This is a genomic window from Aeromonas sp. TS_SC_11 (assembly GCF_057318915.1).
The window spans coordinates 1,756,098-1,767,500 of the sequence record NZ_CM170470.1 but is presented as its reverse complement, the minus strand read 5'-3'; the positions used below and the strand labels follow the sequence as shown (position 1 = coordinate 1,767,500).

General features: G+C 57.8%; 12 protein-coding genes (1 of these 12 cut by a window edge). 7 read left to right on the top strand and 5 right to left on the bottom strand.

The window, feature by feature from the left end:
- Positions 1-20, bottom strand: the beginning of a protein-coding gene (locus AC1P02_RS08385; RefSeq protein ID WP_290024669.1) for a ribonuclease T2 family protein. Its footprint begins 631 nt before the window's first position; only the first 20 of its 651 coding nucleotides appear in the window; its start codon is at positions 18-20; the stop codon falls past the left edge of the window.
- Positions 21-256: 236 nt separating this feature from the next.
- On the opposite strand from AC1P02_RS08385, the gene AC1P02_RS08380 reads away from it, so the two are divergent.
- The 3 genes from AC1P02_RS08380 (at position 257) to AC1P02_RS08370 (ending at position 1,696) form a co-directional block, all read left to right on the top strand.
- Positions 257-817, top strand: coding sequence for a gamma carbonic anhydrase family protein (locus AC1P02_RS08380; RefSeq protein ID WP_005320532.1), 561 nt, complete (start codon positions 257-259; stop codon positions 815-817).
- Positions 818-963: 146 nt separating this feature from the next.
- Complete coding sequence (locus tag AC1P02_RS08375) at positions 964-1,254, top strand: hypothetical protein (RefSeq protein WP_485184935.1); 291 nt, start codon at positions 964-966, stop codon at positions 1,252-1,254.
- Position 1,255: 1 nt separating this feature from the next.
- Positions 1,256-1,696 (top strand): DUF6515 family protein, encoded by a 441-nt coding sequence (locus AC1P02_RS08370; RefSeq protein ID WP_485184933.1) that lies wholly within the window; start codon positions 1,256-1,258, stop codon positions 1,694-1,696.
- 53 nt (positions 1,697-1,749) lie between these two features.
- Here the strand turns inward: AC1P02_RS08370 and AC1P02_RS08365 are convergent, their stop codons facing one another.
- Entirely contained in the window at positions 1,750-2,658 is a 909-nt protein-coding gene (locus AC1P02_RS08365; protein ID WP_447829468.1) for an SAM hydrolase/SAM-dependent halogenase family protein, read from the bottom strand.
- 180 nt (positions 2,659-2,838) lie between these two features.
- Here AC1P02_RS08365 and AC1P02_RS08360 point away from each other — a divergent pair, with 180 nt between their 5' ends.
- Entirely contained in the window at positions 2,839-3,297 is a 459-nt protein-coding gene (locus AC1P02_RS08360) for a hypothetical protein (protein WP_271773672.1), read from the top strand.
- Between the two features lie 19 nt (positions 3,298-3,316).
- On the opposite strand, the gene AC1P02_RS08355 is transcribed toward AC1P02_RS08360, so the two are convergent.
- Positions 3,317-4,549 (bottom strand): MFS transporter, encoded by a 1,233-nt coding sequence (locus tag AC1P02_RS08355; RefSeq protein WP_485184931.1) that lies wholly within the window; start codon positions 4,547-4,549, stop codon positions 3,317-3,319.
- A 224-nt stretch (positions 4,550-4,773) separates the two neighbouring features.
- On the opposite strand from AC1P02_RS08355, the gene AC1P02_RS08350 reads away from it, so the two are divergent.
- Both AC1P02_RS08350 and AC1P02_RS08345 read left to right on the top strand, forming a co-directional pair.
- Positions 4,774-5,643 (top strand): LysR family transcriptional regulator, encoded by an 870-nt coding sequence (locus AC1P02_RS08350; protein WP_058395302.1) that lies wholly within the window; start codon positions 4,774-4,776, stop codon positions 5,641-5,643.
- A 180-nt stretch (positions 5,644-5,823) separates the two neighbouring features.
- Positions 5,824-7,074: a DEAD/DEAH box helicase gene (locus AC1P02_RS08345; protein WP_485184928.1), complete on the top strand. Its 1,251-nt coding sequence runs from the start codon at positions 5,824-5,826 to the stop codon at positions 7,072-7,074.
- A gap of 88 nt (positions 7,075-7,162) precedes the next feature.
- Here the strand turns inward: AC1P02_RS08345 and AC1P02_RS08340 are convergent, their stop codons facing one another.
- A complete protein-coding gene (locus AC1P02_RS08340) occupies positions 7,163-8,434 on the bottom strand; it encodes an MATE family efflux transporter (RefSeq protein WP_485184926.1) in 1,272 nt (423 codons plus the stop codon).
- A gap of 224 nt (positions 8,435-8,658) precedes the next feature.
- Positions 8,659-9,423, bottom strand: coding sequence for a CphA family subclass B2 metallo-beta-lactamase (cphA, locus tag AC1P02_RS08335; RefSeq protein ID WP_485184924.1), 765 nt, complete (start codon positions 9,421-9,423; stop codon positions 8,659-8,661).
- Between the two features lie 673 nt (positions 9,424-10,096).
- On the opposite strand from cphA, the gene AC1P02_RS08330 reads away from it, so the two are divergent.
- A complete protein-coding gene (locus AC1P02_RS08330) occupies positions 10,097-11,179 on the top strand; it encodes a hypothetical protein (protein ID WP_485184922.1) in 1,083 nt (360 codons plus the stop codon).
- Positions 11,180-11,403 lie beyond the last annotated feature (224 nt).

Sequence of the window (11,403 nt, the reverse complement as noted above, 5' to 3'; positions counted from 1 at the left end):
AGCACAACAATCTTCTTCATCTTGGGTTCCAGCGTTATATCAAAAGAGTGCCAACGCGGCAGCGCAGCCCCGTCGGCAGACGTCATGCTCCCATATTTTGAGAAGAGGGAACACCCCGGCAAGATGACAGCGCGCCCCTGGGGGTCAGACCAGTAAAGGGTTCCCCCTCCCGTTCCACAGGCGTAAGCTGACCCACCGGCAGGCCCTCATGCCTCGCCCTTTCCCCATCCCGATTTCATCTTCAACAGGATGCAACATGATCCGCAAGAATCCATCCGGCCACCTGCCGGTCATCGACGAGTCCGCCTATATCGACAAGACAGCCATCATCTGTGGCAAGGTGATCATCAAGGAAAACGTGTTTGTCGGCCCCTATGTGGTGATCCGCGCCGACGAGGTGGATGCCAATGGCGACATGGAGCCCATTGTCATCGGCGCCAACTCCAACATTCAGGACGGGGTGGTGATCCACTCCAAGTCCGGCGCTGCCGTCACCATAGGCGAGTACACCTCCATCGCCCACCGCAGCATAGTGCACGGGCCCTGCGAAGTCGGTAACCGGGTCTTCATCGGCTTCAACAGTGTGCTGTTCAACTGCCATATAGGTGAAGGTTCAGTGGTGCGCCACAACTCTGTGGTGGATGGCTGCGATCTGCCCCCCGGCTTCTATGTGCCCTCCACGACCCGCATCAACCAGCAGAGCGATCTGGCCGAGATCCCCAGAGTCACTGTGGATGCCACCGAGTTTTCCGAAGATGTGGCTCACACCAACATAGACCTGGTCAAAGGTTACAAGGCGCTCTCAAACGAGTTTTGAGGCCGACCCGGTTTCATGACACACAACGGGCGCTCTGGCGCCCGTTGTCACAACTGTAAAGGGGGTGAAAAGGGTGTGTAAAAGCGATTGAGCGCAGCATGGGTGTAGCGTTTGATGGGCCATATTCACCCGGATGGAGTCATCCCATGTCATGCAAAGCCCTCCTATTGCCCATGCTGCTCGGCAGCCTGTTTGTGCAGGCCAGCGACATGCAGCCTCCCCTTCCCGATCGCCCCGGCGCTCATATGCCGCCACCCTCGGTACTCTATCAGGCCAGCAAGCAGAGCAAGGATCCCCAGGCGACTGCTCAGGAGCTGTTCAAGAACATCCCTGCCGCCGAGACAGACAAACGCTATGAGGTGGTGATCAGTGTGCGGGAGTTGCCGCCGCAAGCCATCCGGGCCCAGCCCATCACTGCTCCGCTCAAGGGCCAATAAGATGAACAAGGATCGCTCCTGGCCGTGGGTGCTGGCGCTATTTATCACCCTTCCTGCGCTCGCGGGCCCGGGCGAGATGGGCAGACAGGGCGGCCCGCCGGGACGAGACATGCCACCTTCCGCCCTCCGCCATGGTCACTACGCAGGCCCCTGGTCAGCCCCGGCGCCGGGCCATCGCATCGACAGGCTGCCAGGCGGGGTGGAGACCATATTGCTGGCGGGCCTCACCTACTATGTGCTCGGCGGCATCTATTACCAGCAACAGGAGAGCCACTATGTGGTGGTCACGCCACCCACTCAGGCCATCTTGGTGCAAACGGAGACCCACCTCATCCCGCTGGATCTGGATGGTCGCCGCTACTACGTCAGAGACGGCCACTACTATCAGCGGGAGATTGACGGGCGCTACACGGAAGTGCCGCCCCCCGTCGCGCTGCGGTAAGCAGCAACAAAACGGGCGCCGTAGCGCCCGTTTTTATGTGTGTCAGCGGATGATCATGAGCACTTTTTCAGGCTGATATGCCAGTTGGCACCCGACTGCACCTGATGTTTGGCGGCGAAGCTGTCCATGTTGAGGGCAACCGAGACCTGCAACAGGCTGTTGAGGTAGACCAGCGGCTGGCCTTCCGGCACGTCGCCGAAGCTGCTGACGTAGGGCGCCTTGCCGTCATACCGGACCACATCCCCTTCACTGATCTTGATACAGGCTTTGTCCCCCTTGTTGATCCCCACCTGGGTCAGCAGTGTCTCGTCGATATTGGTCCAGACGTTGCCGTACTGCACATCCAGGATCGGGATTGTGCCCTTGAGGGTGCCATCTTTCTCGGCCACAGCCGGCTGATAAGGGATCTTCACCACGTCGGCGGGCAGCAGCGGGCCCACCTGCTCATAGCTGATGGCACCGGAGGCGAGCCGAGCGCCCGTATAGGCGTAAACATCGCGACCGTGGAAGGTGTAAGACTTCTCGGATCCCTTGAGACGGTTGGTTTTCTCATCGATCTGACGCACAGCGTCTATGCCGAAATGCTCGGCCACCAGAGTCAAAGTGCCGTTATCCGGGGTGACTATGTAGTGGCCACTCCTGGTCTTGAGCACCACAGAGTGGCGATCTGTGCCCACACCGGGATCTACCACGCTGACAAACACAGTGCCCTTGGGCCAATACTGCAGGGTCTGATAGAGGCGGTAAGCCCCTTCCCAGATGTTGTAAGCCGGTATCTCGTGGGTCAGATCATAGAGCGGCAGAGTGCGGTCTACCCCGAAGGCAACCCCCTTCATGGCTGACACTGCGCCATCTTTGAGGCCAAAATCAGTCTGGATCACCAGGGCCTCGTTGGCGACGGCGATGCCGCTGGCCAGCAGGAGGGCGAGCGCAAGGGCCCGGGGAGCGGTGCGAATATCCATATCAGAACTCCTGAATCGTGATAGATGAACAAGAATAGCCATTTAGACATCCAGAATGCCACCTATCATCAGCATTGCAAGCCGTTTCACCTGTATGGGGGAAACAGAAAAGCACTCGCCAGTGCATGCTGGCGGGTGTATGGATAGGCTTTGCCGTGACGGGATCACAGAGGAAGCAACATGACCAGACCCCAAGCCCCTACCCTGGCGTTGAATCTGGGTGAACAGATCAGCAAGGTGCTGATCACCCAGGCCGATGGCATCACCATCACCTACAAGCTGGCATTTGGTCTCGACGCCATGACACCGGGGCCGTTTCGCCAGGATCCGCCGACAGCGCACGAGCTGGAACGTGCCATCATGGTGGTGGAGGATGCGCTCATGCCGCTGGCGGCCCGCATTCCGGCCCACGATCTGGTGACGCTGCACAGCCCGGTCCCGCTGGCGGGCGAGTTCGGCAGCCATGAGCTGAGTCGGGAGAGCATTGAGCAGCTGTTCGGCCAGTTTGCCGCCATGGTGGAAGGGGACCCGCTGGCGGCGGCCCACTTGCCCAAGGGGCGGCACTTTGCCGCCGTGTTGTTGATCCTGCGGGAATGGATGCACCACCTGGATGCCAAACGGGTAGTCGTAGCGGAGTAAGTGCTGGCGGATAAATGCCTCAGGCCGCTGCTCGCTCGAAGCGGGTTCGCGACACAACCCAGGCCAGCCCAAGGCTGATCAGAACACTGCCGACGGCAAGCACATCCACCGCTGCCAGCAGGCCGACGCTGTCGCTCACCCAGCCCAGCAGCACAGGCACCCAGTTGGCCACATAGGCGATCACATAGAAGAGCGACACCAGCCGGGCGTGGCTGGCGCTGGGGGCAATGCGATTGACCAAAGTCGCGCTGCCTACAAAGGCGGCGCCCTGGGCATAACCGGACACCAGCAGCCCGAACCCTGCCAGCCACAACGACTGATAGTGAACGGCGCCGGTAAACAGCAGCACGCTGAGCGCCAGGGCAAGGCAGCCGCTCTGCAGTGTGTGGCGGGCATCGAGGCGGCGAGCCCATAGCTGGCACAGGCCGGAGAACACCAGATAGGCTGCGATGAGATAGCCGAACAGGCCGAGATCCTGCATCCCCAGCAACTGGCTAGCCACCTTGGGACCGATTGCCAGCAGACTGGCCGCCACCGCCCAGGCAGTAAACAGAGCCAGGGCGCAGAGGAAAAACGCAGCCCCCGTGGCTTTGAGCCCCTCCCCCAAGGAGCCCTTGCCTTGCCCCGATGCCACTGGCGGCTGCGCTCGTGCGCTGGCGGGCCAGCTCAGCACAACGCCGACCATGGCGCAGGTCGCCAGCCCCATGATGAGCAGGAAGGGCAGTTGAGTCGGATAGAAGTCCAGTTGCAGCGCCAAGCCGCTGAATACCGGGCCGAGCGCCAGCCCGGCGGTGAAAGAGAGGGTCGCACTGAGGGCCGCCCGCTTGCCGCCATCCCGGGGACCGAAGCGCAGCAAGGCCACATTGGCGGCGCCGGTCAGCGCACCCGTGCCAATGCCGGCCAAGACCCGCGCCAGCAGCAGCGACCAGAACGAATCGGCCAGGGAGAAGAGCAGGGCTCCACCCAGCACCGCCAGCAGCGCAGGCAATATCATGGCACGCAGGTCCGTCACCCGGCCCGCCAGATTGCCCACTCCGAACAGCGAGATCAGCACGCCGGCCGCATAGCCGCCATAAATCAGGGTGAGGCTCACATCGCTCAACGCCAGCATCTGCTGATAGTGGGGATAGAGCGGCGTAGGCACGCTGCTGTTGAGCAGCGCCGACATCAGGGCCAGCGGCAGAAACAGCAGAATGGCGCCATGGGCAACGCCCGACTCGCAGGGCCCGGGGGTAGACAAGGGTGATGACATGCACGGCTCCGATGGGCGCGGGGCCAAACCCCGCTGGTGAGAGGCGGCCATGATAGCGCCCGCACAGCGCCGCCGACAGCAGCACAAATGCATCATGCGGCTTCAATAATGCATGCGTTCGGCATCTATTTGCACGCACACAAGGGCACACTTGGCTTGTGATCCCGCCTGTGCTGGCTTCTAATGGGCTCGCCCCAGCGGGGGGAACTTGAGTGGGAGGCTCGATGATCAACTGGGATGACGCGCGTTTTTTTCTGGCATTGGCAAGACAGGGCACACTGCGTGGCGCGGCCGGGGTGCTGGGGGTCGATCAGGCTACCGTCGGGCGACGCATCACGGCGCTGGAGCAGAATCTGGGCTCCAAACTCTTTATCCGCACACCAAAACTCTATGATCTGAGCCCGCTCGGCGAAACCATGCTGGCCGATGCCAGCGCCATGGAGCAGGCCATCCAGGCCATAGAACGCAAGGCAAGCGCCGGGGATCAGAGCCTGTGCGGCGAGGTACGCATCGCCACCACCGACACCCTGGCACAAGCCTTCGTGCTGCCTGCCCTCACCCTGCTGCGCGAGCGCCATCCCGGCATTCGTCTCAGCCTGCAGACGGCGGTCAACGTCAGTGATATCGCCTGTCTCGAGGCCGATCTCGCCATTCGGGGCCTGCGCCCCGACAACGACGAGCTGGTGATCAAGCGCCTCACCACCATAGAGATGGGGCTCTACGCCTCTCACGACTATCTGGCCAGACACGGCACGCCCAAGTGCGGCCTCGGCCTGAGCCAGCACGCCCTGCTGCTGTTTGCCAAAGAGCTGGTCTCCCGCCACTGGCACAGCCTGTGCGGGGAGCCGCTGCACGAGCCAAATGTGGTGCTGCAGTGCAATGCCCAGCTGCTGTTGTTGGCGGCGGCCCGTCAGGGGCTGGGGATAGCGCTGCTCTCCACCTTTCTTGCAGACAAAGAGACCGAGCTGGTACGGGTGCTGCCCGCCCTCAGCGATCCGGTCGATATCTGGCTGGTGCTCCACCCCGACCTGCAGAAGGCCAGCCGTGTGCGCGCCGTGGTGGATGCGCTGGAAGAGGTGTTTCACTGCCGCTAACCAGCACAGGGAATTGCTCGCCATGGCGCAGCTCCCGAGCCCGACCGTGGGGATATGGCGAGGGATAAAGGCCAGTCCCCTCCCCGCCTTCTGCCCATGCCCCCGCTTCTGTTACCATGCCGGCCACTACGATTGTTTCTGTCGTGGCTCTGGCCACGATAACCCCACACTGGTGCCCCTATGTCCATTGCCTCCTTTGCCGAACTGGCCCTCTCCCCCCGTTTGCAGCAGACTCTGAGCGAGCTCGGTTATGCCGCGCCCACTCCCATTCAGGCTCGCGCTATCCCCACCATTCTGACGGGGCGGGATCTGATGGCGGGGGCCCAGACCGGCACAGGCAAGACCGCTGCCTTCGTGCTGCCGCTGCTGGAGCAACTGATGCAACACCCGGCGAGCGACGCGCCCCGCCCCATCCGCGCCCTGGTGCTGGTGCCTACCCGCGAGCTGGCGGTACAGGTCTTTGAGAGCGTGACGCGCTACGGGCAAGGTACGGGTCTCACCAGCGCCCTGGTCTACGGCGGGGTCAGCATAGCCGCCCAAGTCGAGGCGCTGAAAACCGGGGTGGATCTGCTGATCGCCACCCCGGGCCGCCTGCTCGACCATCTGCGTCAGGGGGCCTTGAGCCTTGAACACCTCAGCCATCTGGTGTTTGACGAGGCGGACCGCATGCTCGACATGGGCTTTTTGGACGAGATCAAGGCGCTGCTCAAACAGATACCGGCGGATCGCCAGACCCTGCTCTTTTCGGCCACCTGCGATGACAACCTGTTTGCCTTGAGCCGTGTATTGCTGCGCGACCCTGAGCTGATCGAAGTGGCACCGCGCAACACAACGGCGGCCGAGGTGGAGCAGCGGGTCTATGCGGTGGATGGCGAGCGCAAGCTGGCGTTGGTGGAACACCTGATCAAGGTGAAGGGGTGGGCGCCGGTGCTTATTTTCAGCCGCACCCGTCAGGGGGCCGACAAGCTGACCCAGCAGCTTGGCAAGGCGGGCATCAATGCGCTGGCCTTCCACGGCGATCTGTCGCAAGGGGCGCGAGAAAAAGTGCTGCTGGAATTTCGCGCCGGCACCCTGCAAGCCCTGGTCGCCACCGACGTGGCTGCCCGCGGTCTCGATATCTTGGATCTCAACTACGTGATTAACCTTGAATTCCCCTTTGTGGCCGAAGATTACGTCCACCGCATCGGTCGTACCGGCCGCGCCGGCAACAAGGGGCTGGCCATCACATTGTTCAGCCCGGAAGATGCGCCGCTGCTGGAAAAGGTGGAAGCCGTGCTCGACACTCGCCTGCCCCAGCAGTGGTTCCCGGGCTTTGAGCCAGACCTCACCCGTTTCGAACCCGAGCCACGCCGCAACGGCAAGGCCGCCCAGAAACAGAGAGCCAGAAAGCAGGCCCTAAGCGGTAACAAGAGCGGCAAGGGCAAGCGTTAAGCCGCCTCAATCCCACCAATGAAAAACGCCCGAATGGGCGTTTTTCATTATCCAATACAGACCAGCACCACCCTTGGCTACTGAACACCTAGCGGGTCGCCAGCACCAATGGCAGGGATTTCAGGATCTGCCGCTCCGCCAGGGTGGAGAGAATAAACATCGCCATATAGCCGAGGCCGAGTGCCACGATAATGGCCACCACATTGGTGGTGAAGCGAGCTACCAGATAGTAGGCCGCCACAAGCGCCACTATGCCCGCCAGCCGGATCAGCAGGCTCTGGGTAAAGTGGCCATGGGCCTTGATATAGGCGAGCTGATAGCCGTTGAGCATCATGAAGATGAAGAAGATGGAGAAGTGGAACAGCACGGGCACGGCGCCCCCGTATTCGGCCGGGAACAGCAGCAACACCAGTGGCTTGCCCGCCAGCAGCATCAGCATAAAGAACACCAGGCTGACGATGGCGGAGAGGCGGAAGATCCAGCGGCGGATCATCCTGATCTGGCGGTGATCGCCGTTGCGCAGATTGACCGCCAGCTCCGGCAGCACGAAGCGGTAGATGGGGAAGACAAACAGCAGCGTCATATAAGTGAAGATGGGGCGCACCACCACCTGGAAATCCCCCAGCTCGTCGATGCTGAAGTGGCGTATGGTGAGCAGCACTGTAATGTAAATCATCAGTATGCTGGCCCCCGCCTCCAGCGAGGCGGTAAAGCTCTTCTTCACATAGCTGCGCATTTCGGGGCCGAGCTCGACTTTGGCCAGCGGCCGGGTAGCGATGTCCCGGCGGCGATAGAGATACATATAGAGGGCAATGCCCAGCGACGAGAGCGTCAGCCCGTAGAAGAGCGACGAGAGTGCATCCATCCCCAGCCCGAAGTAGCAGGCCATAAACATCAGGGCGTTGGCGAGCGGCTCCAGCCAGGTGACCTTGTTGGAAATGGCATACATGCGGTACATGGCCACCAGATTGGTGAAGTAGACCTTGAGCCCCAGCCCGAAGATGATCCCCACCAGTTGCAGGTACTCCACCCGGATATGGAGCCCGTGCTTGATATAGGGGATCACTATCCCCCAGGTGAGCAGCACAATTCCGATGAGGAAGTAGCGGAAGATATTGATGATGTCTCTGTCGTTTTTGGTCTGGGAGTAGCTCACCACCATGGAGGAGCGAAAACCTGTCATCAGGATGAGCGACAGGGAGATCAAATCCACCACGCTGTTGAACAGCGCCAGGTCTCCCTTGGCCACCCACTGCGCCAGCCACACCTTGAAGGCGAAACCAATGATGATGCTGGCGAGCGAGGCCCACATACCGGTGACAAAGGCCTGCTTCAGGCGCTCGAGGGATTTATATTGCATAACAGTCACTTGTTGCTGCCTGGCCAGAGAGGAATCCATCTTATGAAAGCCCACACGGCTTGAACAGCCTTAATGCCGGGGGCCAGCCGCCGGTCGGCAAGACTCGGAAATCAGCCACAGAAAATCCGGTGCGCTAGAAACAGGAAAACGCCCGTTCGGGCGTTTTCTCTGGCTGGCACCCTTCAAGGGTGCGCCGCTTCTTGCTATCTCTGCGCCCTGGCTCTCTATGCCTGCGGGGCGGCCTTGATCAGCGCCTCGTAGTGATCAATCAGCTCTGGGCCGTGCAGCGGCGAGTCGTGACCGCCGACCACAATCTTGATGGGCAGCTTCATCGCCTTGAGTCGCTCCAGCGTCTGCGGATACGCCTTCACATCGGCAAAGCTCAGGTTGCCCAGCTTCTCCTTGAGGATGCAGTTGCCATAGAGCACCTGCTGGTCGGGGAAGTAGACAAAGATACCGTCCGGCGTGTGGGCCGGGCCCGCGTAGAAGGCGCGCAGCTTGCCCTCTTGCAGGGTGAAGTCGCCATCGTGTACCACGTTCGGCAGCACCAGCGGCAAGTCCGGGTACTCCGGCAGCCCCTTGCGGGTAAATGCGACGATCTCGGCCCAGTCGCTCTTCATCAGATCCCGGGTCTGGCGGGTCGACACCACCTTGGCTCCGATGGACTTCCAGTAGGCGTTACCCCCTGCCCTGTCCGTGTGGTAGTTGGTGTTGATCACCTCCAGCACTGGCTTGTTGCTGACCCGCTTGATCAGCTTGTGCAGCTCTCGGGCGGTATCCGGCGTCCAGGTCGCCCCCACTACCGTCACTCCCTTGGCCCCGAAATAGACCATGGAGTTCTCTTTGACGTAGTAGTTGTCCTCCACCACATACACAGGGCCGCTCACCTGAGTGAGCGATATCGCCGCCGCATGCACGCTGCCGCCCCAGAAACTCGCCACCAGCACCAGGGCACCGGCCAACCCGCATTTGATCCAACCTTTCATCATCTTGCTCCCTCGAACCAACCGCCCCCTCGCCACCCCTGTGGCAAGCCGGGCCCTTTACGCAGTGGGCAGAAGATACGGGGGATTTGTGAAGGGAAAATGGGGTTCTGTGAAGAGAAGGTGAAGTCTGGAGAAAGTCCGGAGAAATCAGCAGCGACATCCTATTCGCGAACGTCCGAATACGCTTCGCTATTCGAACCTACAACAAAGATAGCGGCCCCTCACCCTATCCCTCTCCCGAGGGAGAGGGGATGGTCCTTGCCATTCCCAAGCCCGGTTGCCAGACCAAATCAGAGGCGCATATTTGCTCCCTTCTCCCCTTGCGGGAGAAGGGTCGGGGATGAGGGGGAGGTAACAAAAAGACCAATCAGGTAGGGTCGATTAGCGCAGCGTAAGCGTCCGCATAGCGCCGCGCACCGAGTCATGGCAAGACAGCAGGAACTCTGGATATCAGCGGCCTCTTGGCGACCCCTTATCGCGATCGTCCGGATAGGCTTCGCTATTCGAATTTACTGACCTCGAGTCATTAATTGATCCTCCTCAAACTTACGCTGAAATTATCTTTTTTCCGTCATCATGATCGTTATCATATAAATTCTGAATGTAAAACTGTACCGCACAGCAGTTTCCATCCATGAGTATTTTTGCTAGAACCAGTTTATAAAAGGGGTAACCAGTGGGTTCACAATTTCCAACAACAAGAACAAACGAGTATGCTATATCTATCGAGATGAATTCAACATCATCTAAAATGCTATTAGATAAAGAGCTAGTTCCTTACCCTCAATCGAAAATGTATTGTGATGAAATCACGATAAAAGAAGATAATATTTTCATTAGCGCAAGACGTTCAAATAAAGTCGATATGAATGGGATTTTCATAAATCATAATAGCGCTCTATTTCGCCAAATAACTAAAGCGCTAATTTATTACTACTGCGCAACTAGAAAACCAACACAAATAAAATCCATTACGATTGAGCTGATCTCAAATAAACCATATGAAAGTATTAAATTAGAAGATAATAACCTTAACCAAATAGTAGATAAGAATGCTGATCTATCAAGCCTAGGAAATATTGACTTGGTTTCTTTGAAGGCTATTTTCTTAGAAACACCAAAGAATCATGGATATCTTTACGGACTAACATTTCTTATAAAATCTTTATACGCTGACAGTCAACATGGAAAGTTTGAAAACAAGTGGAAAGCCTTTAATGCTATTTACAAGGCCGTTGCTGAAAAAACATCAGATCATGAATGTCATATTTTTATTAGACAGCATATGACTACCAACTTTTATTCCTACCCACTTATTTCATCAAAAATTCATAGCATGTCCATAGAGGACATCAGAAGTAACATCCGTTGGAATAAATTCGTACTTAATGACTTCGCAACTTTAAAGAAGACTAAGGCATTCAAAGAATTCATCATCAGAAATGAAGATTATAGATTGATTAAGATCATCAGAGATACTATTACGATCCGAGATGAATATTTAAAATCACAAAATCTCTATGATGATGTGATGGCACATTTGAATGCACATGAAAACACCACCAACGATTCTCATCTAGCCGCCACACTTTGCATTAAATATGCGTATTTCGCACGCAATAAACTAATACATGCTGAAAGTATAGAATCAGGGTTTAGGTTGACCCCTCTAAATAAAGAAGAAAAAGAAATCACTTGGTTGTCAAGTTTGTTGGAGTTGTTAATAATAGATTTAATAAATAATTTCAAGGCTTTCTAAAATAAATTCTCAAGATGGAATCTATTTGGTGATAGCGCGAATACTCCTGCCGCCTAGTAGAATGTCACGGGGTGATAAACCGATAGAGGAAAGGTGGATATCCAAGATTACCCGCCCGCTTATCACCATCCGAACGCTTTCATTCTGAACAAGTAAAACCACCTGCATAGCAGGTGGTTTTAAGCCCCTCTTAAAAGGACGTAAGAAGTGTTTTCACCGATTAG

Coding starts and splice junctions, on each gene's coding strand:
- AC1P02_RS08380 (WP_005320532.1), top strand. CDS start 257: ATGATCCGCAAGAATCCATCCGGCCACCTGCCGGTCATCGACGAGTCC.
- AC1P02_RS08375 (WP_485184935.1), top strand. CDS start 964: ATGTCATGCAAAGCCCTCCTATTGCCCATGCTGCTCGGCAGCCTGTTT.
- AC1P02_RS08370 (WP_485184933.1), top strand. CDS start 1,256: ATGAACAAGGATCGCTCCTGGCCGTGGGTGCTGGCGCTATTTATCACC.
- AC1P02_RS08365 (WP_447829468.1), bottom strand. CDS start 2,658: ATGGATATTCGCACCGCTCCCCGGGCCCTTGCGCTCGCCCTCCTGCTG.
- AC1P02_RS08360 (WP_271773672.1), top strand. CDS start 2,839: ATGACCAGACCCCAAGCCCCTACCCTGGCGTTGAATCTGGGTGAACAG.
- AC1P02_RS08355 (WP_485184931.1), bottom strand. CDS start 4,549: ATGTCATCACCCTTGTCTACCCCCGGGCCCTGCGAGTCGGGCGTTGCC.
- AC1P02_RS08350 (WP_058395302.1), top strand. CDS start 4,774: ATGATCAACTGGGATGACGCGCGTTTTTTTCTGGCATTGGCAAGACAG.
- AC1P02_RS08345 (WP_485184928.1), top strand. CDS start 5,824: ATGTCCATTGCCTCCTTTGCCGAACTGGCCCTCTCCCCCCGTTTGCAG.
- AC1P02_RS08340 (WP_485184926.1), bottom strand. CDS start 8,434: ATGCAATATAAATCCCTCGAGCGCCTGAAGCAGGCCTTTGTCACCGGT.
- cphA (WP_485184924.1), bottom strand. CDS start 9,423: ATGATGAAAGGTTGGATCAAATGCGGGTTGGCCGGTGCCCTGGTGCTG.